Consider the following 23125-nt stretch of genomic DNA (forward strand, 5'->3'; position numbering starts at 1 on the left):
ACCGAACCGACGGCCACTCGACCGCGCGACTGCCCGGGGCAACTGGCAGAACCGGCGCCGTGCGCGGCTGCGACCGGCCCCGGCCGCGGCTCATTCGGGAAGCCAGCCCCGGTCACGCAGTTCGGCGGTGAACCGCCGGTAGGACTCCTCGAGCCGGTCGCGCTGTGCCGGGTCGGGATCGACGACCATGCCACCCGCGTCGATCCGCGCGGACACCTCGGACAGTCCTCCGGGCGCGGTGCCTGCTGCGGCCAGCAACGCCGCGCCGTAGGCGGTCTCGGCGTGCGCCGACACCTGCATGCTCCGGCCGGTCACGGTCGCGCGGATCGTGGTCCACAGCGTGCTCGCACTGCCGCCCCCGGCGGCGAGCAACGGCCCGCGGACGTCCACGCCGAGGTCACGGATGTGTTCGAGCGCGAGACGTTCGAGAAACGCGACGCCTTCGAGCCGGGCCCGGTGGAGCTCGACGTCGTCGGCGGGATCGCCGACGACGAATCCGGTCGCCTCCGGTGCCGGGAACGGGAACCGTTCGCCGTGCCGTGCCAAGGGGTAGGCCAGCATCCGGGCCGGGCCACGCGCGGCCGCCTCGTCGTCGAGCCGCGCGAGATCACCGGTCACGCCCTCGCCGCCGGTGTTGGACGCGCCGCCGGCGAGCCACCAACCGTCCGGATGCCGATGGCTGTACAACGCGCCCCACGGGTCGGCGACGAGCCGTTCGGTGACGCCTTTCAGTACGTACGTCGTCCCGAGGATGCCCACGAACCGGCCCGGCTGTGCCGCGCCGGTGGCGAGCTGCGCGGCACAGCCGTCGGTCATGCCTGCGACCACCGGGCATCCTTTCGGCAGTCCCGCGACGGGCCGCTGCGTCTCACCGAGCAGGCGGGTCGGGGCCACGACCTCGGGCAGCCACGACGCCGGCACTCCCAGTGCGTCGAACACCTCCCACGCCCACTCGCCGCGGACCGGGTCGTAACCGCTCTTGAGTGTGTGCGACCAGTCAGCGGCGACCGGCCGGCCCGTGAGCGCCGCACCGATGAGCTCGGGTGTGTGCACGACGCCGGCCGCGTCGGGGTACGCCGCGTGCAGCCACGCGATCCGGCCGAGCGCCGCGGTCGGGGAGACCGTCATTCCGAGTGCGGCCCAGCGCTGGGCACCGGCCTCCGCGGCGACGGTGTTCTCCTGCGCGGCCCGCCGGTCGTCGTACATGAGCGCGGGTGACGCCGGTTCGCCGTGACGGTCGACCGCGACGATCGTGCCGGACGTCGCCGACACGGCCACCGCTTCGACCGGGCCCACCTCGGGACGCTCACACACCCGCCGGATCGCCGACTCCGCCGCGGGCCACCAGGTGCGGGCGTCCTGCTCGCTGTGCCCTTCGGGCGAACGGACGGGGCGGGGCAGGTCCGCGGCGGCGCGGGCGAGAACAGCGCCGTCGGGGGCGACCGCGAAGGCCCGGACCCCCGCGGTCGCCACGTCGATGCCGACGACCGTCACCGCGGCACCACCGCTTCGTCGGTGACCTCCTCGGTGACCGCCTGCAGGTTCGTGTCCTTCGCGATGGCCTCCTCGGTGGCCTCCGGGAGTTTGAGGAACCGCACGATCACCGCGGCCACCACGTACAGCGCCGAGAAGATGATCACCACGCCTGCGGCTCCGGTCGGCCCGAGGAACAGGCTCACGATCGCGGGCCCGACGAAGGTCGCGGCACCGGCACCGAGGTTCAGCAACGCCATCGCACCGCCCTTGTTCTCGGGCGCCAGCGACGGCAGCAACGCCGAGATCGGCACGAACCCTGCCAGCGTCGCCCCGTACAGCGCGCCGACGAGCAGGGCCACCCAGTAGTAGTCGGCACCGAGGGCGAGCGGCACGAAGTAGAGCAGGAGGATCGAGACGGCACAGCCGACGGCGCCGAACCAGAAGATCGTCGTGCGCCAGCCGATCTTGTCGGAGACGACGCCGAAGATCAGGTTGAACACGATGTTCGTGCCGTAGATGACCGACACGAGCAGCAGCCAACGTGCTTCGCCGAAGCCGATCTGGTGGGCGAAGATCGTCGGGAAGAACACGAGCATGCCGAACTCGGGTGCGGTGTTGATGACGCGCGCGATCATGCCGAGCCCGACCTGCGGCTTCTGCCACGCGATCGACACGCTCGAGACTAGACTCTGCACGGGTTTCACCTCGGGCGGAGCGAGGCGCTGGAAGCCGGTGCGCTCCCGCACGCCGAGCAAGCAGACCAGGCCGCCGAGTCCGAGGATGCCGATGGAGAGCCAGAGCGTGCCGTAGTGGCCGAAGATCGGGTTGGTGACGCTCGCGACGAGCGAGCCCAGGGTCGGCAGTCCGCCGGTGAAGGCGAAGTAGAACCATCCGACGGCGGCTCCCAGCCGCGCGACCGGTGCCACTGCCGTGATCCACACCAGGAACCCGAACGCGAACATCGGGTAGCCGAACCCGCGGATACCGTAGAACACCATCATCAGTGCGTAGTTCTCACCGGTGACCGCGATCGCGAGGAACAGGACGTCGAACACCAGCCAGATGGCGAGGCCGAGCATCATGACCCGGCGCGGCCCCCACAGTTCGGACAGGGCGCCGGACAGCCAGGACGCGAGCATCACGGCGACGCCGTACACGGTGATCACGTACGACGCGCGGATGTCGGTTCCGGCGCCGTGATCGGCCATGAACGGCGCGATGAACCCGGATTCGACGCCGTCACCGATCATGAACAGGAGCAGGCCCACGTAGCCGAACAGCAACGGCGCGGGAAGGCCCCACTTCTCGAGTAACCCGCGGAACCCTCCGCCGGATCCGGACAACGTCGGTGTTGTCTGCGCAGTCATCTTGCCTCCATGGGTGTCGCTCGCAGCATCATCACCCATGTGATGTTCACAGACAAGATGTGATTTCAGGTTTCCGTGGCGCCGTCAGAGCGGCGCGACGTCCACCTCCGTGCGGTTACGCAGCTCCTCCACCGTCGCCTCCGGGGTGCTCGAGTCCACGATCAGCCGGTGGTAGTCGGTGACGGGCGCGAGCCGGTGCAGTGCGGTGCGTGCCATCTTGCTCGAGTCCATCAGCAGCACGCGGTTCTGCGCGCTCTGCAGCATGGCCCGCTTGACCATCACGATCTCGGGCTCCTGGTGGAACGTCAGCTCGGTGTTCATCGCCGACGTCGAGACGAACGTCGTGTCCACGGTGAGCCGTTCGACCGCCTCCAGGCACGGCATGCCGAGGAAGGCGTCGTGCGTGGGCGAGTAGTCGCCGCCGATCGCGATCAGGCGCACGTCCTCGACGTCCTTGAGCACGTCGATCGCCCGGAGGTAGTTCGTCGCGACGGTCAACGGCGTGACCTCGCCGAGCAGCTTCGCCAGCGCGAGGGCGCTCGTCGAGTCGTCCAGCAGGATCGACATCCCCGGTTCCACATAGGTCAGTGCCTGCCGGGCGATGGCGGCCTTGGCGTCGACGTTGGCATTGAGGCGGTACTCGGAGTTGCTCTCGAACACCGTCGACGGCTGTGCGGACACCCCGCCGCGAAACTTGCGCAGCAGGCCGCGGCGCGCGAGCTCGTCGAGGTCACGGTGGACCGTCATCACACTGACACCCGTCAACTCGGCCAGCTCCGCCGCCGACGCCGAGCCGTTGTTCACCACGTAGTCGGTGATGCGCTGCTGCCTGCCGGCGCGCTGCCCCGCACTCTTGTCGCTCTTCTCCGTCACGCGGCCCAGCATCTCATTCCGCGGGCGCGTTCAGCCGGTACAGGCTGGCGTGTCCTGCCTCGATGCCGACCTCGGTGATCGCGCCGTTCTCCAACCGGGGCAGTGCGCGGCGGTAGTTCGACAGCGGGATGCCGAGGAGCCGGCACAGCGCCAACCGCAGCAGGGTGTTGTGTGCCACCACCAGGGCTCGACCCCCTGCACCCTCGGCCCGTTCCGCGATACCGGCGAGGGCGGTCACCGCGCGATCGGCAACCGTCGCGGGCGGCTCGGCGTCCGGAAAGGCGCCCGCGACCGGGTCGGCGCGGAACCGCTCGACCACGGCGGCCGGCAGTTCGGCGAGCGTGCGGCCCTCGGCCAGGCCGAAGTGCGCCTCCCGCAGCTCCGGTTCGACGCCGACCGGCAGGCCCAGGGCGAAGCCGACCGGCTCGGCCGTCGCCATCGCCCTGCGCAACGGGGAGGCGTGAATCGCCACGGGAGGTTCGGCGGCGCCCGCGATGCGCCGGGCCAGCGCCGCAGCTTGCGCCGCACCGCGCTCGGTCAGTGCCACGTCACTGCTTCCCGCGTACCGGTTCTCGGCGTGCCACGTGGTTTCCCCGTGCCGAACCAGCAGTAGTCGAGCTCCCATGCAGAACCTCCGGTGACAAATCGCGACTCTGGTGTTAATTTAACATCTGCGACGTGAAAGGGGCTGTGAATGACGTTCGGCGCGGTCGTGTTCGACCTCGACGGAGTACTGGTCGAGAGTGAACACCTCTGGGAAGAGAACTGGGTCGCCTACGCCGCGCGACACGGTGTGAAATGGACGGCCGAGGACACCGCGACGGTGCAGGGGATGAGCGCGCCCGAATGGGCCGCGTATCTCGCCGACCGCAGCGGCACGACCGAGACCACGAAGCAGGTCGAGGACGCGGTGGTCGACGGCATGATCGCCTCGATCGAGGCGGGCGAGGCGCCCCTGCTGGCCGGTGCGGACGCCATGGTGCGCGGCGTCGCCGCCCGCGCACCCATCGCGCTCGCGTCCTCGGCGGCGCGCCGGGTGATCGATGCCGTGCTGGCCACGCACGACCTGACCGGCGAGTTCAGCGCCACCGTGTCGAGCGCCGAGGTGCCGCGGGGCAAGCCGAGCCCCGATGTGTACGCCGAGGCCGCCTCGCGGCTGGGGCTGCCGGGCACGCGCTGCCTCGGGGTGGAGGACTCGAGCAACGGGATCCGGGCGGCCGCGGCCGCCGGACTCACCGTCGTGGCACTGCCCAACCCGACCTACCCACCGAAGCCGGACGCACTCGAACTCGCGGCCGCCGTTGCGGCCGACAACGACGACGTCCGCCGAACCCTGCTCGCCTACCTCGCCGGAGAGTTGGTGCGATCATGACCCTGCTGGGAAGCGCCGAGACCTTCAAACGGGACTGGGTCGACGGCTTCGTCACCGCGTACGGACGTGAGGTGCGCAAGGTTCCGGACGCCTACGGCGTCGTCGCCGCCGACACACCGAGGCAGGACAAGGTCGCGGTGATCATCGGCGGCGGCTGCGGACATTACCCCGCGTTCGCCGGCCTCGTCGGTCACGGACTGGCCGACGGCGCCGTCGTGGGCGACGTGTTCACGAGCCCCAGCGCCGAGCAGGTCTACCGCACCGCGCGAGAGGCGGACGGCGGCGCCGGGGTCCTGTTCGGCTACGGCAACTACCAGGGCGACGTGCTCCACTTCGGACTCGCGGCACGACGGCTGGCCGCCGAGGGCATCGACAGCCGCACCATCCTGGTCACCGACGACGTCGCCAGCGGCCCCGCCGAGGACCCCGCGAGCCGTCGCGGCGTGGCGGGCGACTTCTTCGTCTTCAAGGTGGCAGGCGCCGCGGCCGAACGCGGCGACGACCTCGACGGCGTGCACGCCGCAGCGGTGAAGGCCAACGCCCGCACCCGCACGTTCGGCGCCGCCTTCGGCGGCTGCACCCTGCCCGGAGCCACCGAACCACTGTTCACCGTCGCCGACACCGACATGGAGCTCGGCCTGGGCATCCACGGCGAGCCCGGAGTGCGCACCGTCGGCAGACTGGCAGCCACCGAACTGGCCGACGAGCTCGTCGACGGTCTCCTGCCGGAGCTGCCGAGCGGGGACGGCCGCATCGCGGTCCTGCTCAACGGACTCGGCCGCACCAAGTACGAGGAGATGTTCGTGACCTACAAGCGCATTCACGAACGTCTCACGGCCGCAGGTCTGGGTCCCGTCCACATCGAGGTCGGCGAGTTCGTCACCTCCCTCGACATGGCGGGCGTGTCACTGTCGGCCATGGTCCTCGACGACGAACTGGCCGAGCTGTACACCGCACCGTGCTCGTCCCCCGGATACCGCAGCGACGGCCGACCGGCCGCGCCGGTGCGGCCCTCGATCACGGTCGACGACGCGCTGGCCGCACCGCAGGCTGCGGGGGAGAGCACCGTGGACAGGGCGCTCACCGCCGCGCTCCGCCTGATCGAGGAGAACGAGGACACGCTCGGCAGGCTCGACGCCGTGGCCGCCGACGGCGACCACGGGCTCGGCATGACCCGCGGCATGCGCGCGGCCGTCGCGGCCGCACGCACCTGCGAGAACCCGGCCGAGCAACTACTCGCCGCGGGCACGGCGTTCGCCGACGCGGCGGGCGGCGCCTCCGGCGCGTTGTACGGGGTGCTGTTGGCCGAAACCGGCGCGGGGCTGCGCGGCGACATCACCGCCGAGACGCTGGCCGACGCCGTCGACAGCGCAGTGCAGGCGTTCACCGCGTTGGGCAAGGCCCAGCCGGGGGACAAGACCATGCTGGACGCGATCGAACCGTTCCGCGCCACACTCCGCACCCACACCGGCTCCGGCATCGCCGACGCGTGGCGCAAGGCCGCCCAGGCGGCCACGGCCGCAGCACAGGAGACCGCCGACCTGCTGCCGGGCAAGGGCCGCGCAGCACGTCTGGCAGAACGCAGCAAGGGACACGCCGACCCGGGGGCGACGTCGTTCGCGCTCCTCGTCACCGCGGTCGGCGACGTACTGGGAGGGCAGAACTGATGCGAGTCGTCGTCGCGGCCGATGACGCCGGCGTGGGATTGAAGAACGAGGTGCGGAACCTGTTGTCCGCCGACGACCGGGTCACCGAAGTGATCGACGTGGGCGTCGACGGACCCGACGACCACCGGGCCTATCCCGTGCTCGGACTGGCCGCCGCCGAGAAGATCGCCGCGGGCGAGGCCGATCGCGGGGTACTTGTCTGCGGTACCGGCATCGGCGTGGCCATCTCGGCGAACAAGGTGCCCGGTGTCCGCGCCACCGTGGCCCACGACTCCTACTCCGCCGAACGGTCCGTCAAGTCGAACAACTGCCAGGTGATCACGTTCGGGGCCCGCGTGATCGGCCCCGAACTCGCCAAACGGATCGTCGGCGAGTGGCTCGGCTACACCTTCGACCCGGCCTCGGCCAGCGCCGCCAAGGTCGCCCACATCACCGACTACGAACAAGCGGGCGCCGCGACCTGAGTCCGGCGGTACCGGGAACCCAGCACCGAGAGGAACAATGACGTTGCGGATACTCGCTGCAGGAGACGAGTTCGTCAGGACCGAGCTGCTCGCCGACGCGGTGCACGGCCAGGTCCCCGACGCCGAGCTGTCGCGGTTGTCGCTGCCCTGGCCGGTCGAACCGTTCGGCCCGGTCGGCGGGGTGCAGGAGGCCAGCGGCACCGAACAACAGGTGATCGAGGCGCTCGGCAGCGCCGAGGTCGCGGTCACGCAGATGGCCCCGTTCACGAAACAGGTGTTCGCCGCGGCACCGCAGCTGAAGCTGGTGTCCGTCTCCCGCGGGGGCCCGGTGAACGTCGACCTGGACGCTGCCACCGAGGCCGGTGTCGCGGTGACGTATGCGCCGGGCCGCAACGCGGCCGCGGCTGCCGAGTTCGCCCTCGGTCTCATCCTGGCCGCTATGCGCCGCATCCCCACCGCGTCCGCGGAACTGCTCGGCGGGCAGTGGCGCGGGGACTACTACGCCTACCCCAACGCAGGTCTCGAACTCGACGGCACGACGGTCGGCCTGGTCGGCTACGGCGCGATCGGCGCGCGGGTGGCCAAGGTACTCGTGGCCTTCGGTTCCCGCGTGCTGGTCGCCGATCCGTTCGCCGACCCCGACCGGATCGCCGCCGACGGTGCCGAGCTGGTCGACCTCGACGACCTGCTGCGGCGCAGCCCGGTCGTGAGCCTGCACGCACGCCTCACCGAGGACACCAGGCACCTGATCGACGCCGAGAAGCTGGCGCTGCTGCCCGACGGCGCGGTTCTCGTCAACTCCGCTCGCGGCGGCCTGCTGGACTACGCCCCGCTGCCCGGGCTGCTGCGCAGCGGCAAGCTCGGAGCGCTGGCCCTCGACGTGTACGACGAGGAGCCGCCGCCCGCCGACTGGGAACTGCGGGACCTGCCCAACGTGATCGCGACGCCGCACCTGGCCGGCTGCAGCAAGCAGACCGCGGAGCGGGCCGCCGAGATCGTCGCGGCGGAGGTGGGCCGCTACGCGCGCGGCGAGCAGCTGCGCAACGTCGCCAACCCGGCAGTGCTGCGATGACCCGCATCATCGGCGTCGACATCGGAACCTCGCTGACCAAGGCCGTCGCGTTCGACGACGACGGGTTGGCCGTCGCCGAGGCGTGCACCCCGTCCGAGCTCGTCCAACTGCCCGGCGGCCGCGTCGAACAGGACCTCGACCAGGTCGTCGGCACCGTCGCGACGGTGGTGCGTCAGGTCGCGGCCGAGCTGGCCGAGCCGGTCGGCGCCGTCGCGCTCACCGGCCAGGGCGACGGCGTGTGGCTGCGCGACGAGCACGGCCGTGCCGTCCGTCCCGCCGTGTCCTGGTTGGACGGCCGGGCGAACGCACTGCTGGCCGAATGGCAGGCCGGTGGCGTGTCCTCGGAGGTGTTCGGCCGCACCGGATCGGGCATGTTCCCCGGCTGCGCAGGCCCCGTGCTGTCGTATCTGGACGCCCACGAACCGGAGACACTGGACCGTGCGGCAGTCGCCGGGTACTGCGTCGACGCCGTGCTGCAACGGCTCACCGGCGAGATCACCGTCGACGTGTCCGACGCGTCGCTGCCGTTCCTCGACCCTGCGACCCGCCGCTACGACGACGCGGCCATCGCCGCGTGCGGCCTCACGCACCGCAGGGATCTGCTCGCCGAACCGGCCGCGCCCAGGAGCGTGTTCGCTCTCGACGCCCACGGCGCCGAGCTGCTCGGGCTCCCCGCCGGCCTGCCGGTGACGGCGGGACCGTTCGACCTGCCGGCCAGCGCCATCGGCGCGGGCGTGCGCAAACCGGGCGACGGCATCCTCACGGCCGGTACGACGCTCGCGTGCCAGGTACTCACCGGCGACGCCACGTTCGACCCGGACGGCGAACCCGCGGGCATGTTCCTGTCGACGCCCGACGAGGGGCAGTATCTGCGAGCCATGCCCGCCATGGTCGGTACCGCGAGCATCGACTGGGCGTGCCGGATGTTCGGGATCGAGGTCGGGCGGATCGGCGAGCTGCTGGCGCAGAGCGGCCCGGGCGCGGGCGGGGTCCGCGCGCTGCCGTTCCTGTCGGCGTCGGGGGAGCGGGCGCCGTTCGTGGACGCGGCGGCACGCGCCCAGTTCTCCGGGCTCAGTCTCGAACACGGACCGGCGGACATCGTGCGCGCGCTGTGCGAGTCGATCGCCTACGCCGCCCGGCACTGCTTCGACGCCGCTGGGCTGTCGGGGACGCTGTACGCCTGCGGGGGCGGGGTCCGTTCGGCCGAGTGGACCCAGATCTTCGCCGACGTGCTGGGCAGGCCGATCGTCATTCCGAGCGACCCGGGTGTGGGCGCACGCGGAGCGGTCCTCGTGGCGGCCGAGGCGCTGGGCGAGCCGTACGACGCCGAACGCTGGGCCGCCAGTTCGCGCACCGTGCAGTTCGACCCGTCGGCGGCCGAGTTCTACCGGTCGGGCTACGACGACTACCAGGCGTCGCTGGCCGCGGCACGCCAGCTGTGGCGGCTGTGATCGGCGACCCAGCCACGAGCGGGTAAACCTACGGTTGCGTAGCCTGACGGTGTGGCAGAGATCGTTTACCCGCCCGTCGTGCTGGCGGCCAAGACCATGTTCCGTGTGCTCGACAACCGACTGCGGGTGACGGGCACCGAACACGTCCCGCGCACCGGCGGTGCGGTGATCGCCTGCAACCACATCGGCTATCTGGACTTCATCTTCTGCGGTCTCGGCGCGCAGCCGGCGAAGCGGCTGGTGCGGTTCATGGCCAAGAAGGAGATCTTCGACAACCGGATCGCCGGTCCGCTCATGCGCGGGATGCACCACATCCCGGTGGACAGGGGAGCGGGCAAGGCTTCCTACGACGAAGCGGTCGACCGACTGCGCTCCGGTGAGGTGGTCGGCGTGTTCCCGGAGGCGACGATCAGCCGGTCGTTCACGATCAAGCCGATCAAGTCGGGTGCCGTGCGCATGGCCGCCGACGCGGGCGTGCCGGTCGTGCCGATGGCGCTGTGGGGCACGCAGCGGCTCTGGACGAAGGGGCGTCCGAAGGAGCTCACGAAGCGGCACGTCCCGATCCACATCCACGCGGGGGAGCCGCTGCGCCCGACACCCGGCGACGACCCCGACGCGCTCAGCAGCGACCTCCGCGTGCGGCTCCAGGCGATCCTCGACGAGTTGCAGGCCGGCTACCCGGACCGGCCTGCCGGCGACGACGACCGCTGGTGGCTGCCTGCACACCTCGGCGGCACCGCGCCGACCCCGGAGGAAGCGGCCGCACTCGACGCCAAAGGTCGCGACCGGGACTGAAGCGCACCGCGGCCGAGTGTCGCCCATCGGTCCGCACGGAGTGAGCACCACACGGAGCAGGGTGCCGTACGGGACAGGGGAGAGGCGGTGCGGATTTCCACCCGGGATCCTCACCGGCCCACCCGCGTCTCCGGCGTGGAAACGAACGCGAACCACGAACCACCGCGAGCGTACGGTCAACCCTCGTGACCGTTGGCGTTCATAGGGACCACCGGCCAAGAGTGCCGGGGCCGCCTAGCGGGTTTCGCGGCTTCCGCTGGCGTATGCGGAACCTGACCGCACGCGCCGGTGGCTGTAGTAGAGCAGGCCGAGCAACACGACCCCGGAAATGATCAAGCTCACGCCGGTGGCCCACCCCGCCAGCGGCAGCTGCGGCACGAGTCCCGATACGACCCCGGCGCCGATCAGCCCCAGTCCGGCCAGCACCGACCCGGCAATGCGCAGCGGAGTCGCCACGCTGCTCTCGGCCGCCTGCATCGCCCGCGCTCTGACCGGCTCGATGTAGCGTTGCAGCGCGGGAAACGCCGCCGCGAGGGCGATCAGCCCGGCGAGCACCAGCAGCAGTCCCGGGCCGGGCAGCACCAGCAGTGCCAGTCCGATCAGCAGCACCACGCTGCCGACCACGGCGAGCACGACCCGCGTCACCGGGTGTCGGTGGCCCATGTGCCTCCTTCGTCCGCGCCGGCGGCCGTTGTCGTCAGTCTACGGTTCTGCCATCGGATACGCCGTTCTCGCGGGCGGCCTCCGGCCCGCCACAACGGCAAAGTGACAGGGGAGAGCGGGGTTAGGCGCGGACGGACCCGACCACAGGTTCGGACCGAGACCGACCGTTCGGTCAGCCCGCTCAATTGAGATCCTGGAAACAGGGGAGCGGATGCCTACGATGCGGCCATGGGTGCCCACGGTGACGACCACATGCGGCCCGCCGCCCGCGTCGAGGCCGTGACCCTGCAGTTCCACCCCGATTGACCACACGGCGGGCAGAAGATCATCCAATCGCTCGCAGCGGACAACGTCTACCGGTCACAGTTCACGACCGGTGTCTCCAACGGTGGGCTCACCGCATTTCCGGGAGGGGACCGGTGACAGTGGGAGAGCAGGCTGTTCCATCGCCACTACGACCACCGACCGGCGTCGGAGCGGCCCGTCTACGGGGCATGGAACCGTGGTGCCGTCCTTACGGCGGCGCGATCCGTGCTTCGCCGACACCGACGTGACGGAGGCGGCCGCACGGACCGGCTGGCGCGTCGAGTTCCATCCAGGGTTCCTGGCTGCACCGGACGACATCGACGAGTCGTACCGCGGAGCGCACATCGTCGCACTCGCGCGGGAACTGGCACCCGTGCTGACCCCGAACGTCATCGGCGACGCCGCACGGCGCGGGGAGCATCCACGGCAGTGGATCAAACAGCTGTGGCACTGCCTGGCGCGCTTCGGCCGGAGAGCGGCCGGGGGCGCCCCTCAGAACAATACTTAACATAATGTGCATTATCGGCACTCGTATAACGGCGGTGTGGATCCGGATAGCGGCATCGGACACACACGAAAACCGCTGGACAGGCCCCGACACAGCGGCCGACAGGTCCGCGACATCTGTGCCCGCGGCGCCGGCCTCCGTAGCCTCGATGCGGTGACCACCGATGACCACGCCGACGACCACATCGCCACGGGCCGAACGACAGCCGTCCAGGACGCCACTGCACCCACGGCAGCACTCACGACGGCGCACACAGCGACGTACACAGCAGCTCCCACGCTCGCACATGCGGAGATCACCGACGCCGCGGCACTCACGGAGCTGCTCGGTGAACCCCAGCCACGCGCCTGGACCAAGGAACGCACCGAGCTCACCGACATCGACCGGGACTGGCTGGCCATGTCGCCGTTCTGCTTCCTGGCGACAGCCGATTCCGACGGCCGCTGCGACGTCTCACCGAAAGGCGACCCGGCGGGCCGTCTCGTGCACGTACTCGACGGCCACACGATCGCCATCGCGGAACGGCCGGGAAATCGCCGTGCCGACGGCTACCGCAACATCCTGGCGAACCCGCACGTCGGCCTGAACTTCGTCGCCCCGGGCCGCGGTGACACCTTGCGCATCAACGGCCGCGCACGACTCGTGAGTGACGCGCCGTTCTTCGACGACATGATCGTCAAAGGTCACCGGCCCGTACTGGCCGTCGTCGTCCACATCGAACAGATTTTCTTCCATTGTTCGAAGGCGTTCCTCCGGTCCGGCCTGTGGCAGCCCGAATCCTGGCGTCCCGACGATCTGCCGCGGCGCGCCATGATCGCCGATCGGGTCGAGAACACCGGCATGACACTCGGCGAACTGGACGACCACTACGGCGAGCGCTACCACGAGAAGCTCTATCGCGGCTGATCGGCACCCTCTCCCCTTCGGATCGAAGGTCCGGACACCCGCCGCTGTTTTGTCACGGTGTCGAAATAGTGGCGGGTGTTTCAGCGGCGGGTGGTTGTCGCTGACGGCGGCGACTGCTCATCGCGCGCCGAGCACCGTCACGTCCGTGAGCGACGCATGCGTGATCGCATCCCACAGTCCAAACCCCACAGCCCAAACACCCCACAGCGCCAGCCCGCCACGCGTCGACCACGCCGACTCAGCGGAGCGCCTCGATGTCATGGGCGATGCGAGCCACCTCGGTGGACAGCTTCTCGAGCTCGTCCGGTCCAGCGCCGTCCGCGGCCGCTGTGGCGACGTCCTCGGCGGCGCAGCGGAGCTGGAACAGCCGGTCCTGCAGCGACGCGACCTCTGCGCCCGACAGCACCACGGCATCCTCGGGAAGTCCGGTGCGCTGGACGGCCGTCCGACGTTCGTAGGCACGTTGGCGGCACGAGCGGCCGCAGTACCGTCGCCGACGCCCTGCCGCAGCGGGCTGTTCGACGGCGCGGCCGCACCAGCCGCAGTGCTGCGGCACGGGTGTACGCAGAGCCTGCAGTTCCTCGCGGGACGGTGCCTCACTCACCACTCCGACCTTAGACGGCCATGCGCAGTCCATGCCGCGGCCACGCCGGTCCGGCAGACTGGACGGCGTGGCGCATACCTGGCATCGGCATCCGCATCCCTATCTCGACGACACGTTCCCCCGCGCGCTGGCTCACCGCGGCTGGCACGTGGGCGAGCTCGACGGACTCGAGAACTCGCTGCCCGCCTTCCGGCGCGCGGCCGAGGAGGGCTACCGGTACGTCGAGACGGATGTGCACGCCACGTCCGACGGCGTCGTCGTGGTGCATCACGACGCGCTGCTCGACCGCACTACCGACGGCACCGGCCCCATCGCCGAACAGCAGTGGGAAGCGGTCCGCCGCGCGAAGATCGACGGCCGTGTGGCGGTGTCGCGGCTCGAGGACGTCCTCGAAGAACTGCCGGATGTGCGGTTCAACATCGATGTAAAGGCCGACGACGCGGTCGAGCCGTTCGTGCGGGTGCTCACGCGAACCGGCACCTTCGACCGGGTCGCGGCCGCGGCGTTCGCCGACTCCCGGCTGGCACGGCTGCGTGCGCTGGGCGGCGAGCGCCTGCTCACCGCGTGCGGCCCGCGTTCGGTGGCCGTGCTGTGGGCGAACGGCTGGGCGCCGTTCCTGCGGCTCGGCCGTTTCTCCCGCGGGTCGATGGCGCAGGTGCCGCGACGGCAGGGCCGCATGACGGTCGTGGACCGCGCGTTCGTGCGCGCGGCGCGCAGCGCCGGTGTGGAGGTGCACGTCTGGACCGTCGACGACGCCGACGAGATGCGCACGTTGCTGGACCAGGGAGTGGACGGCATCATCACCGACCGTCCCGACGTGCTGCGCGAGGTGCTGCAGGAGCGGGGCGCATGGACCACGGAGCGGTCGGAAGCCGCCCCCGACCCGGCCGGGAGCGCGGACTCCGCGGATGGTTGAGACCGCGCCGCCGCGGCCGTCCTCACCGCGGCGGCGCGGTTCCCTCCCACGCGGCCTTCCAGGTCTTGGGGCCGAGCCTGCCCGAATCGCGGATGTCGTTGGCGCGCTGCAGGTCGAGGACTGCTTCCTTCGTCTCGTCGTAATAGCAGCCGGTGCCCTCGAAGTCGTAGCCGAAGTCGTTCATGCGCAACTGGAACGTGCGCAGTTGCGGGGCGCAGTCGCCGTAGGCGTAGACCACGCCCGGCCAGTCCGGCATGGCCGGCCGACTCGGCGACGGTGCCGCGGGCTGCCTGCCGCCGATGTACGCGGACTCGCCGCGACTCGGCACCACCTTGCTCCGTGCGTCGACGTCGTCAGCCAACCCGACCATTCCCGCGCACTCCCACGGCTGCCAGCCACGCATGCGGTACAGGTACAGCGCGCGGTAATCCTGTTCGGCCGGCGTCGCCCGATCGGGTCTACCGGTGCCGCCGACACTCCGCCAGGTCGGCAGATCGAACTGGTAGGCGCCGTAGTATCCGGTTCCCGTGTTGACGTGGTACCGCTCGGTCGACTCGCACATACGCAGTTTGGCCCAGTCGGCGCGGTCGGGATCGGCTGACGTGGGTACCGCGAGCGCGAACTGCGCGCCGAGCGCGGCCAGGGCGACGAGGAGCAGTCTGGTGGATCCCCGTGCCAGGCCACGGAGTCGGCGGCTGTTCATAACGGCACGGTAAGCAAACCGGACACCCGCCACAACAGTCACACTGGAAACGGCAGTATCACATACCACACGCGGGGGATACTGCTACGACACCCGGGATCACCCGGATGCACGGCACCGCCGAACGTCGGGCCGGTGGCACCGGTACCGCGGCCCGGGCGTCACACCGACGGCGACAGGCGTGGCCGATCCGGCCCACGCGAACGACCACGACCACATCGAAGGACACCGACACCGCATGACGAGCACGTTGCCCGGCCCGCAACCGCCCGCCGATCCCGCACAGCGAAAACGGGAGCAACGCGGCTGGTACTTCTACGACTGGGCGAACTCGGCGTTCTACACGTCCGTGATCACCGTCTTCGGCGCGCTGTACATGAGTTCCGTCGCCGCCGACGCCGCGCGGGCCGACGTCGCACGCAACGGCCCGGCCGCCTGCACCGGTCCCGACGGCGGCGAGAACCGGCTCGTCGACTGCGACATCTCGGCGTTCGGGCTGTCGTTCCCCGCCGGGTCGTTGTGGGGCTACCTGCTGGCTGTCGCGACGATCGTGCAGGTCCTGATCCTGCCGATCGCCGGCGCGATCGCCGACCGCAGCCAGCGCAAGAAGAGGATCCTCGCGGGGTTCGCGTTCCTCGGTGCGACGGCGTCGGCGTTGCTGTTCTTCGTCGACGACGGGCGATGGGAGCTGGGAGCGGTCCTCTACGTCGTGGCCAACATCGGCTACGGCGCCTCGATCGTGACCTACTACGCCTTCCTGCCCGGGATTGCGACACCCGATGAGCGCGATGACGTCTCGGCCAAGGGCTGGGCGTTCGGCTACCTCGGTGGCGGTGTCGCACTCGCGTTGCAGTTGGCGTTCTATCTCAGTCGCGACATGGTCGGCGTGAGCGAGTCGACCGCGGTGCGGATCTGCTATCTCTCCTCGGGACTGTGGTGGGCCCTGTTCACGCTGATCCCGCTGCGCAGGCTGCAGGAACACCAGAGCCCGCACGGCGGCGAGAAGGGCCTCCGCGTGCTCACGGCCGGATTCGTGGAGCTGAAGGACACGTTCAAGGCGGCGCAGGCCCTCCCGCTGACGCTCGGCTTCCTCGGCGCATATCTCGTCTACACCGACGGCATCAACACCGTGGTCAGCGTGTCTGCGCAGTACGGCACGGAGGAGCTCGGGTTCAGCGACCAGGTGCTGATCGCGACGGTGCTGGTCATCCAGTTCGTGGCCTACATCGGCGGTATGTTGCACGGCTTCGCGGCTCGCAGATTCGGAGCGAAGAAGGTGATCCTGGCGAGCCTGGCCGTGTGGGTGCTGGTGCTGGTGTTCGCCTACTTCGTCGAGGAGGGCCAGGCGATGCAGTTCTACGCGCTGGCCGTCGGGATCGGCCTGGTTCTCGGCGGCACGAACGCGCTGTCGCGATCGCTGTACAGCCAGCTCATCCCGGCGGGCAAGGAAGCGCAGTTCTATTCGCTCTACGAGGTCGGTGAGCGTGGCACGTCGTGGCTGGGGCCGCTCGTGTTCGCGGGCGTGGGCCAGGCGACGGGGTCGTTCCGGTACGCGATCATCGCCCTGGTGATCTTCTTCGTGGCCGGCTTCGTCCTCGTGGCGCTGGTGCCTGTGAGAAGGGCCATCGCGGCGGCCGGCAACGAGGAGCCTAAGGTGCTGTAGCGTCGCCGGCCGCTAGGGTTCTCCGGCGTGACAGCGCTCGAGAGCCCCGGAGCAGACCCGACCGACGCTCTTTCCCCGGTCCCCGCCTGGGGTTCGCGCCGCGAGGTGCCGAACGTCGGAAAGATCAAGTTCTCGTACGGTCCGATGGACTGCGGGAAATCGACCCTCGCGCTGCAGATCGATCACAATCTGGCGCGGCAGGGCAGACAGGGACTGCTGCTGGTGAGCAACGACCGCTCCGGGCCCGGCCAGATCACGAGCCGGATCGGGATCACGCGGGAGGCACTCGAACTGGACGTGGGCACGGATCTGCGCAGCGTGGTGCGGCAGGCGTGGGAACAGGGCACGCACGTCGACTACCTGATCGTCGACGAGGCGCAGTTCCTCTCCCCTGCCCAGGTCGAACAACTTGGCGAGCTCGCCGACGAGGCCACGATCGACGTGTACTGCTTCGGCATCGCGACCGACTTCCGCAGCAGGCTGTTCCCCGGCGCGCGGCGGCTGTTCGAACTCGCGGACGAGCTGCAGCCGGTGCAGGTGGAGGTGCTGTGCTGGTGTGGACTGCCCGGCCGGTTCAACGCGCGGGTGTACGGCGACGAAGTGCAGCGCACGGGTGACACGGTGGTCGTCGCAGACACGGCAGACGTGACCGAGGACGCGCAGCCGCTGCACGAGACCGCCGGCGACACACACGCCCCCGGCGCGGACGGCGCCACGCCGAACCCGCCGGGCGCTCCCCTGACCGTGTCACCCGCGGTGGCCCACACCTCGGACGACGACGGCGAGGTGTCCATCGCGGAGGTGAATCGGACGACACCACCCTCGCAGACCGACAGCACTACGGTGCGTTACCAAGTACTGTGTCGGCGGCATTACCGCCTCGGAGATCTCGGACCTGCCGGTTCCGGCCACGGTCAGCTGCGGCTGACCTGACGATCGGCTCGGCCCCGCACCCGCGGGGTCCCCCGTGCGGGGGTGTGTCCGAGAAGCGCGCCATCGGAGCGTCATACGAGCGCGGCTGCCGTCTCCCTTTCGGGAGAAGACCGTTGTCCCGGCGCGATTCGTCGCGGCGGGTGTACCGAGTGCCGTGGGTTACGATCCGGCGTACGGGGAATGAACCCGGCGGCGGCGTTCGTTGCACTCGGTGAGCATGACCCGGGCTCCGCCAGGAGCCGACTGAAAGGACTCATCATGGCCGACCGTGTTCTCCGTGGCAGCAGGTTGGGAGCGGTTAGCTACGAGACCGACCGCAATCACGACCTCGCTCCGCGGCGTAGCGTGCGCTACGCGTGCCCCAAGGGCCACGAGTTCGAGGTTCCGTTCTCCGACGACGCCGAGATCCCCGCGACGTGGGAATGCCGACTGCACGGCAGTGAGTCGGACATCATCGAGGGCGGTCAGACGGAGCAGAAGGAGGTCAAGCCTCCGCGTACGCACTGGGACATGCTCCTGGAACGCCGGTCGGTGCCGGAACTCGAGGAACTGCTCAACGAGCGCCTCGAGGAGCTGAAGGCCCGCCGGGGCCGCGCGTGACGCGGCGTCGCTGACGGCCCCGCCGAGGCGAGGCTCGTCCGGGTCGTCGGCCGGAGATTCCGCTCCCACCACATCGTTGGCGCCCGCATCTCATTTGAGGTGCGGGCGCCAACGTCTGTCCGGGTCCGTTCGCTCCCCTGCCACCGCCCGACCCGAGCTCGTCGCACCGGCCCGAGCTCGTCGCACCGGCCCGAGCCGTCACCGCGGCCGCGAGCAGCGCCTCCGATTTCTCCAAGCCAACCGCACGGCGGCATGCGATCGTGCGTGCATGATCAAGAGAGTCATTCCCTACGCAGACGGTGACGATCTTCCGGCGTCCCGGGAGTTCTACGTCGCGGTGTTCGGGTTCGAGGTCGTCATGGAAGAGCCGGTCCTGGGCTTGGCGTCGCCTGCCGATCCCTCCGACCAGGTCCTGATCCCTCCACGAGGGATGGAGAACCCTTCGCCGCACTTCGGGATCGACGTGGGCGAGCCTGCGGCCGTCGACGCGGCGCACGCCGAGGTGATGCGGCGAGGTCTGCGTGTCGTCTATCCGCTGACCGACGAGCCGTGGGGTGTGCGCCGCTTCTTCGTGGAGGATCCCGGCGGCACGGTCGTGAACGTGGTCGCCCATCTGAGCTGATCGCCCACATCGAGGCCGAACTTCCCGGGACCGGCCATGCGGACTGAGATCCTCCTCGTCGTGACGGTGCGGGCAGAGCGTCAGCGACGCAGGCCGGAGTGGTCGCGGCCGGTGCATCGCCGGATCCGGCCGCACTATGCCCCCTGCGCGGCCCCCTGCGCGCGGCTCCGCCGGCCGAGCACGACGGCCGCCGCACCGAACCCGAGTGCACCGGCGATGTTGATCACAGCGACCACGCCGAACGCGGTGTCGAACCCCGAGGTCGCCGCGATCGTGGTCAGCAGCCCGCCCAGAGTGGCCACACCGATCGCTACGCTCGCCTGTTGCATCGTCGAGAACAGTCCGCCAGTGAGACCGGCGATCTCCTTCGGCACCGCGTCCATCACGACACCGAGCAACGGTCCGAACTCCAACGCCAGCACCACGCCGTAGACGGTTCCCGGCACTTGGAACCACAACTCCCACGACCAGCGCCCGGCGGGGCCGACGAACGAGATCGTGGCCATGACCGCCAGCAGCACGGCCTGGGCCAACGCCGCCGCGGCCAGGACACGCGGACCGCCGAACCGGCCGACCACCCGCGGCGTGAGCCGCATGCCGACGACGAAGGCGACGCAGCACAACAGCAGCGCAGCACCCGATTCCAGCACGGACAGGCCGTGGCCTCGCTGGGTGATGAGCGCGAAGTCGAACATGAACGCCCCGAAACCCACAAAGAAGATCACCACCATCGCGAGACCGATCCGCATGGCAGGCATGCCCAGCACCGACGGGGGAAGGACCGGCTCGCCGCCCCGCCGTTCGAGCCGCCACTGGTGGACGCCGAGCGCGGTGAACGCGACCACGGCCAGGCCCAGCACGGCGAGCACGTCCCCGGACCAGTCCCGGCCCGGACCCAGTGACAGGCCCACGATCAGCGTGAACAGTCCGACGGCCAGTAGGACCGTGCCGGTGTGGTCGAGGGTGCCGGGTGCATTGCTCCGGGTCTCCGGCACCCGGCGCGACCCGAACCAGCCGAGGCCGGCGAACACGGCGAAGGCCAGGAACGACGCCCGCCACCCACTGGCCGTGCCCAGCGCGTCGACCAGCACGCCACCCGTGGCCAGTCCGCCGATGGTGCCGAAGCCGGAGGACGCGCCGTACCACCCGATCGCCCGCGCCCGGGCGGCTCCGTCGAAGGTGTGCTGGATCGTCGCCAGCACCTGCGGCAGCGTGACCGCCGCAGCGGCACCCAGAACGAACCGGGCAGCCACGAGGACCGGCACGCTCGGTGCGAAGGCCACGAGCACGCAGGCGACCGCGATCGACGCGATGCCGCTGCGGAACAGGAGCCTGCGCCCGATGCGGTCGCCGAGTCGGCCGGCGAAAACCAGGCCGGACGCGAAGGCGGCGCCCAGCGCGGCGGTCGCCAGGGCGAGTTCGGAATCCGTGGCGCCGAGCGCGGCCTGCGTAGCCGGAGCGACCGTGTTGGACAGCGCCATCAGTGATGTGGAGAAGAACGAGCCGAGGTAGAGCGGCCACAGGGCCGCGATGCCGACCTCGGGGTCGGCCGGAGGTGCATCGGTGGTTGTCATGCCTCGAGCGTGCGGGCGGGCACCTCGCGCGCCCAGTGTGTCGGCATGCTGGTGGCGCGAGCACCACCCTCGGTGACATGCCGGGACGCATAATCGGGGCATGGCCACGAGTAGCGAGGAGCTCGGCGTGTTCCTCAAGAGCCGGCGCGCATGTGTCACACCGGCCGAGGTCGGATTGCCGCCAGGCACCCGGCGGCGGGTTCCCGGGCTGCGCAGGGAGGAAGTGGCGGTGCTCGCGAACGTCGGAACCACCTGGTACACGTGGCTGGAACAGGGCCGCCGCGTGCAGCCGTCGATCACCGTGCTCGAATCGATCGCCGACGCGCTGCTGCTGAGCCACGCCGAACGTGCCCATCTGTTCCGGCTGGCGGGCTACACCGCCGCGGCCGACCACGCGGGCGAATCGGCGATCTCGGACCGGCTCCGCACCACGCTCGACCAGCTGTCGCCCTTTCCCGCCATGGTGACCGACTCGCAGTACTTCCTGCGCGCGTACAACCAGTCCTACCGCTACCTGGTGCACGACATCGAGTCCTACGCCCCGGAGGACCGCAACAACGTCCTGCTGACTCTCGCCGATCCACACTGGAGGGCCGCATTCGTCAACGTCGACGACTACGCGACCGCACTCGTGGCGAGAATGCGCGGGGTCTACGGCACCACTCTCACGGACCCTGCCTGGCCGCCGCTGCTGGAGCGGCTGCGCACCGTCCCCCGGTTCGTCGACCTCTGGGACTCCGGTGCCGTGGGCGTCGAATCCCGCTGCCAGCCGCAGATCAGAAATCCCTACGTCGGCACCCTGATGCTCCACACTCTCGGGTTCACGGTCGCCGAGAACACGCGCCTGACCCTCCGGGTGTTCCAACCTGCCGACAACACCACTCAGGCACGGCTCGAGACGCTGCAGAACCTCATCGAGACCGGGCGGATCGAGACCGGGCAGCAGGCCCGGCGGCATCTGACTGCGGTCACGGCCGACGACGACCGCGGCATCGTCGCGGGGTGAACACCGGCGTCGTGCGGCGCGGGCTGCGGTGTCAGGCGCCGGGACCGTTGATCGCGATGACCAGCACGTCGAGGGCGAGCAGCATGCTGACGGGCGTCTGGACGATGCGTTCGCGCCGGCTGCGCGAGATCGCGTTCAGCGCGATGCTGCTCGCGCAGTAGGCGAACAGCACCCAGGTGGCCGCCGTGATCGCCGTGGTGTCGCCACCGTGCAGGACGCCGGCTCGGCTCAGCAGCAAGAGAGCGAACCCGGCGTACAACACGACGGCGACCACGGCCGCCTGCCGCAGGCGGGGTGTCGCCACTCGGTGCTGGCCTCCCCACGCGTACTCCCCGAGCGGTCGGCCGCCGATGAGCAGGAGCTGCATCACCGTGAGTCCGGCCAGCACGGCGAGCGCCAGCCCGAGCGCCAGGATCGTCATCGTCCGTGCCCTCCCGCCTGCGCCGCCTCGCGTGATCGTAGCTCGCTCGGCGCCGGCCGATGTCCGGAATGGTCGACCTGCCGAGGACGACGCGGGCCGATCACGCCGGAGGCCTCCGAGCGACGGTCTCCGGGCGACGGGTCTTGCACCGCATCCCCGGCGTTCCCTGGGACCGCCGGGGACTGCGCCGCGGAACGGTCAGACGAGATCCGACAGGTCGGTGTTGGCGCCGCACAGCACGACGGCGACGCGCTCGCCTGCGACAGGCCGGTAGGCGCCCGCCAGCAGGGCCGCCGGTGCCGCCGCGGTTCCGTGCTCGACGGCGATGCGGTACTCGCGCCACAGCAGCGTCCGTGCCGCGACGATGTCGGCGTCGTCGACCAGGACCGAGGCGACACCGGTGCGCACGGCGACCTCGTGGGCGATCTCGCCGAGGCGGGTGGCGCCGAGCGAGTCGGCCGCGACGCCCGAGACGTCGACGTCCACCGGGGTGCCCTCGGCGAGCGCCGTGTGCAGCGTGGGGATCGTCTGGGGTTCGACACCGACGACGTGGGCCCGCCCCTCGGTCGCCGCGGCGATGCCGGCCAGCAGCCCGCCGCCGCCGACCGCGACGAGGATCGTGTCGACGCCACCGGTCTGCTCCAGCAGTTCCGCACCCAGTGTGCCCTGTCCGGCGCAGATCTCTGGCTGGTCGTAGGCGTGGCAGAACAGCGCGCCCGTCTCGGCGACGTCGGCCGTCGCGGCGTCGTAGGCGTCGGCGTACTTGGTCCCGGTGGCCACGACGGTGGCGCCGAGGTCCGCGAGCTTGGCCTGTTTCACCGCCGGTGCCGTTTCGGGCACGTACACGCGTGCGGGCACGCCCTGCCGGGCGGCGGCGTGTGCGACGGCCAGGCCCGCGTTGCCACCCGAGGCCGCCACGACACCGGCCTCGGTCAGTTGCCCGTCGGCGGCCGCCGCGAGGATGCGGTTGTACGCGCCCCGGGCCTTGAACGACCCGGTGTGCTGCAGCTGTTCGAGTTTGAGCCACACGGTGGCCGCCGCGTCGGCGTGCGGCGGGGAGTCCCGGTGCAGCGAGGCGGTGTCGGCCTGCAGCAGCGGCGTGGTGCGGATGTGGCCGCGGATCCGGTCACGGGCGGCGGCCACGTCGGCTGGGGTGAGCATGG

General features: G+C 70.5%; 25 protein-coding genes. 15 read left to right on the plus strand and 10 right to left on the minus strand.

Going from position 1 to position 23125, the window contains the following annotated elements; translation table 11 throughout:
- Positions 1–90: 90 nt before the first annotated feature.
- The 4 genes from LY40_RS01960 to LY40_RS01975 all read right to left on the minus strand — a co-directional run bounded on the left by LY40_RS01960 (position 91) and on the right by LY40_RS01975 (position 4341).
- On the minus strand, positions 91–1494 hold the full coding sequence (locus LY40_RS01960; RefSeq protein ID WP_258935754.1) for an FGGY-family carbohydrate kinase: 1404 nt from the start codon (positions 1492–1494) through the stop codon (positions 91–93).
- Entirely contained in the window at positions 1491–2843 is a 1353-nt protein-coding gene (locus tag LY40_RS01965; protein ID WP_183787289.1) for an MFS transporter, read from the minus strand. Before LY40_RS01965 ends, LY40_RS01960 begins: the two co-directional genes overlap by 4 nt.
- An 84-nt stretch (positions 2844–2927) precedes the next feature.
- Entirely contained in the window at positions 2928–3728 is an 801-nt protein-coding gene (locus tag LY40_RS01970; RefSeq protein ID WP_183787290.1) for a DeoR/GlpR family DNA-binding transcription regulator, read from the minus strand.
- A gap of 1 nt (position 3729) precedes the next feature.
- Positions 3730–4341: a histidine phosphatase family protein gene (locus LY40_RS01975; RefSeq protein ID WP_258935755.1), complete on the minus strand. Its 612-nt coding sequence runs from the start codon at positions 4339–4341 to the stop codon at positions 3730–3732.
- Positions 4342–4410: 69 nt separating this feature from the next.
- On the opposite strand from LY40_RS01975, the gene LY40_RS01980 reads away from it, so the two are divergent.
- From LY40_RS01980 to LY40_RS02005, 6 genes are read left to right on the plus strand one after another with little or no spacing between them, the layout of a single operon-like run.
- Positions 4411–5088, plus strand: coding sequence for an HAD family hydrolase (locus tag LY40_RS01980; protein ID WP_183787292.1), 678 nt, complete (start codon positions 4411–4413; stop codon positions 5086–5088).
- On the plus strand, positions 5085–6755 hold the full coding sequence (locus LY40_RS01985; RefSeq protein WP_258935756.1) for a dihydroxyacetone kinase family protein: 1671 nt from the start codon (positions 5085–5087) through the stop codon (positions 6753–6755). Before LY40_RS01980 ends, LY40_RS01985 begins: the two co-directional genes overlap by 4 nt.
- Entirely contained in the window at positions 6755–7219 is a 465-nt protein-coding gene (locus LY40_RS01990) for a ribose-5-phosphate isomerase (protein ID WP_183787294.1), read from the plus strand. The genes LY40_RS01985 and LY40_RS01990 overlap by 1 nt, the downstream gene beginning before the upstream one ends.
- 43 nt (positions 7220–7262) lie before the next feature.
- The gene (locus tag LY40_RS01995) at positions 7263–8291 is read left to right on the plus strand and encodes a 2-hydroxyacid dehydrogenase (protein ID WP_258936248.1); all 1029 of its coding nucleotides are present in this window, start codon (positions 7263–7265) and stop codon (positions 8289–8291) included.
- Positions 8288–9742: an FGGY-family carbohydrate kinase gene (locus LY40_RS02000; RefSeq protein ID WP_183787295.1), complete on the plus strand. Its 1455-nt coding sequence runs from the start codon at positions 8288–8290 to the stop codon at positions 9740–9742. The genes LY40_RS01995 and LY40_RS02000 overlap by 4 nt, the downstream gene beginning before the upstream one ends.
- 51 nt (positions 9743–9793) lie before the next feature.
- Positions 9794–10537 carry a lysophospholipid acyltransferase family protein gene (locus LY40_RS02005; protein ID WP_258935757.1) on the plus strand — a complete coding sequence of 248 codons (744 nt, stop codon included), beginning with the start codon at positions 9794–9796 and terminating at the stop codon, positions 10535–10537.
- Between the two features lie 234 nt (positions 10538–10771).
- Here the strand turns inward: LY40_RS02005 and LY40_RS02010 are convergent, their stop codons facing one another.
- Positions 10772–11200, minus strand: coding sequence for a PGPGW domain-containing protein (locus tag LY40_RS02010; RefSeq protein ID WP_258935758.1), 429 nt, complete (start codon positions 11198–11200; stop codon positions 10772–10774).
- A 324-nt stretch (positions 11201–11524) separates the two neighbouring features.
- Here LY40_RS02010 and LY40_RS26470 point away from each other — a divergent pair, with 324 nt between their 5' ends.
- The 3 genes from LY40_RS26470 (at position 11525) to LY40_RS02020 (ending at position 12920) form a co-directional block, all read left to right on the plus strand.
- Entirely contained in the window at positions 11525–11623 is a 99-nt protein-coding gene (locus LY40_RS26470; RefSeq protein WP_372497697.1) for a DUF3626 domain-containing protein, read from the plus strand.
- Between the two features lie 82 nt (positions 11624–11705).
- Complete coding sequence (locus LY40_RS02015; protein ID WP_258935759.1) at positions 11706–12014, plus strand: DUF3626 domain-containing protein; 309 nt, start codon at positions 11706–11708, stop codon at positions 12012–12014.
- Positions 12015–12308: 294 nt separating this feature from the next.
- Positions 12309–12920, plus strand: coding sequence for an MSMEG_1061 family FMN-dependent PPOX-type flavoprotein (locus tag LY40_RS02020; RefSeq protein ID WP_258936249.1), 612 nt, complete (start codon positions 12309–12311; stop codon positions 12918–12920).
- A gap of 238 nt (positions 12921–13158) precedes the next feature.
- Here LY40_RS02020 and LY40_RS02025 read toward each other — a convergent pair whose 3' ends face one another.
- A complete protein-coding gene (locus LY40_RS02025) occupies positions 13159–13524 on the minus strand; it encodes a hypothetical protein (RefSeq protein WP_372497669.1) in 366 nt (121 codons plus the stop codon).
- Between the two features lie 67 nt (positions 13525–13591).
- Here LY40_RS02025 and LY40_RS02030 point away from each other — a divergent pair, with 67 nt between their 5' ends.
- Entirely contained in the window at positions 13592–14440 is an 849-nt protein-coding gene (locus tag LY40_RS02030) for a glycerophosphodiester phosphodiesterase family protein (RefSeq protein ID WP_258935760.1), read from the plus strand.
- Between the two features lie 22 nt (positions 14441–14462).
- Here LY40_RS02030 and LY40_RS02035 read toward each other — a convergent pair whose 3' ends face one another.
- Positions 14463–15143 (minus strand): transglycosylase family protein, encoded by a 681-nt coding sequence (locus tag LY40_RS02035; RefSeq protein WP_183787300.1) that lies wholly within the window; start codon positions 15141–15143, stop codon positions 14463–14465.
- 238 nt (positions 15144–15381) lie between these two features.
- Here LY40_RS02035 and LY40_RS02040 point away from each other — a divergent pair, with 238 nt between their 5' ends.
- The 4 genes from LY40_RS02040 (at position 15382) to LY40_RS02055 (ending at position 18961) form a co-directional block, all read left to right on the plus strand.
- The gene (locus LY40_RS02040; protein ID WP_258935761.1) at positions 15382–16806 is read left to right on the plus strand and encodes an MFS transporter; all 1425 of its coding nucleotides are present in this window, start codon (positions 15382–15384) and stop codon (positions 16804–16806) included.
- Between the two features lie 27 nt (positions 16807–16833).
- The gene (locus LY40_RS02045) at positions 16834–17739 is read left to right on the plus strand and encodes a thymidine kinase (protein WP_258935762.1); all 906 of its coding nucleotides are present in this window, start codon (positions 16834–16836) and stop codon (positions 17737–17739) included.
- Between the two features lie 258 nt (positions 17740–17997).
- A complete protein-coding gene (locus LY40_RS02050; RefSeq protein WP_183652060.1) occupies positions 17998–18339 on the plus strand; it encodes an RNA polymerase-binding protein RbpA in 342 nt (113 codons plus the stop codon).
- A 268-nt stretch (positions 18340–18607) separates the two neighbouring features.
- Positions 18608–18961 carry a VOC family protein gene (locus LY40_RS02055; RefSeq protein WP_183787302.1) on the plus strand — a complete coding sequence of 118 codons (354 nt, stop codon included), beginning with the start codon at positions 18608–18610 and terminating at the stop codon, positions 18959–18961.
- Positions 18962–19095: 134 nt separating this feature from the next.
- On the opposite strand, the gene LY40_RS02060 is transcribed toward LY40_RS02055, so the two are convergent.
- Positions 19096–20535, minus strand: a complete 1440-nt coding sequence (locus LY40_RS02060; protein WP_258935763.1) for an MFS transporter — start codon at positions 20533–20535, stop codon at positions 19096–19098.
- 100 nt (positions 20536–20635) lie between these two features.
- On the opposite strand from LY40_RS02060, the gene LY40_RS02065 reads away from it, so the two are divergent.
- Entirely contained in the window at positions 20636–21541 is a 906-nt protein-coding gene (locus tag LY40_RS02065) for a helix-turn-helix transcriptional regulator (RefSeq protein ID WP_258935764.1), read from the plus strand.
- 31 nt (positions 21542–21572) lie between these two features.
- Here LY40_RS02065 and LY40_RS02070 read toward each other — a convergent pair whose 3' ends face one another.
- Both LY40_RS02070 and LY40_RS02075 read right to left on the minus strand, forming a co-directional pair.
- Complete coding sequence (locus LY40_RS02070; protein WP_258935765.1) at positions 21573–21962, minus strand: hypothetical protein; 390 nt, start codon at positions 21960–21962, stop codon at positions 21573–21575.
- A gap of 198 nt (positions 21963–22160) precedes the next feature.
- Positions 22161–23123 carry a threonine/serine dehydratase gene (locus LY40_RS02075; protein WP_258935766.1) on the minus strand — a complete coding sequence of 321 codons (963 nt, stop codon included), beginning with the start codon at positions 23121–23123 and terminating at the stop codon, positions 22161–22163.
- Positions 23124–23125: the final 2 nt, after the last annotated feature.

The organism is Prauserella salsuginis, from assembly GCF_024648885.1.
Lineage (GTDB): Bacteria > Actinomycetota > Actinomycetes > Mycobacteriales > Pseudonocardiaceae > Prauserella > Prauserella salsuginis.

Excerpts from the sequence above, each read along its gene's own strand:
- LY40_RS01965 (WP_183787289.1), bottom strand. The coding sequence starts at position 2,843 with ATGACTGCGCAGACAACACCGACGTTGTCCGGATCCGGCGGAGGGTTC.
- LY40_RS01970 (WP_183787290.1), bottom strand. The coding sequence starts at position 3,728 with ATGCTGGGCCGCGTGACGGAGAAGAGCGACAAGAGTGCGGGGCAGCGC.
- LY40_RS01975 (WP_258935755.1), bottom strand. The coding sequence starts at position 4,341 with ATGGGAGCTCGACTACTGCTGGTTCGGCACGGGGAAACCACGTGGCAC.
- LY40_RS01980 (WP_183787292.1), top strand. The coding sequence starts at position 4,411 with ATGACGTTCGGCGCGGTCGTGTTCGACCTCGACGGAGTACTGGTCGAG.
- LY40_RS01985 (WP_258935756.1), top strand. The coding sequence starts at position 5,085 with ATGACCCTGCTGGGAAGCGCCGAGACCTTCAAACGGGACTGGGTCGAC.
- LY40_RS01990 (WP_183787294.1), top strand. The coding sequence starts at position 6,755 with ATGCGAGTCGTCGTCGCGGCCGATGACGCCGGCGTGGGATTGAAGAAC.
- LY40_RS02000 (WP_183787295.1), top strand. The coding sequence starts at position 8,288 with ATGACCCGCATCATCGGCGTCGACATCGGAACCTCGCTGACCAAGGCC.
- LY40_RS02010 (WP_258935758.1), bottom strand. The coding sequence starts at position 11,200 with ATGGGCCACCGACACCCGGTGACGCGGGTCGTGCTCGCCGTGGTCGGC.
- LY40_RS02035 (WP_183787300.1), bottom strand. The coding sequence starts at position 15,143 with ATGAACAGCCGCCGACTCCGTGGCCTGGCACGGGGATCCACCAGACTG.
- LY40_RS02040 (WP_258935761.1), top strand. The coding sequence starts at position 15,382 with ATGACGAGCACGTTGCCCGGCCCGCAACCGCCCGCCGATCCCGCACAG.
- LY40_RS02050 (WP_183652060.1), top strand. The coding sequence starts at position 17,998 with ATGGCCGACCGTGTTCTCCGTGGCAGCAGGTTGGGAGCGGTTAGCTAC.
- LY40_RS02055 (WP_183787302.1), top strand. The coding sequence starts at position 18,608 with ATGATCAAGAGAGTCATTCCCTACGCAGACGGTGACGATCTTCCGGCG.
- LY40_RS02060 (WP_258935763.1), bottom strand. The coding sequence starts at position 20,535 with ATGACAACCACCGATGCACCTCCGGCCGACCCCGAGGTCGGCATCGCG.
- LY40_RS02065 (WP_258935764.1), top strand. The coding sequence starts at position 20,636 with ATGGCCACGAGTAGCGAGGAGCTCGGCGTGTTCCTCAAGAGCCGGCGC.
- LY40_RS02070 (WP_258935765.1), bottom strand. The coding sequence starts at position 21,962 with ATGACGATCCTGGCGCTCGGGCTGGCGCTCGCCGTGCTGGCCGGACTC.
- LY40_RS02075 (WP_258935766.1), bottom strand. The coding sequence starts at position 23,123 with ATGCTCACCCCAGCCGACGTGGCCGCCGCCCGTGACCGGATCCGCGGC.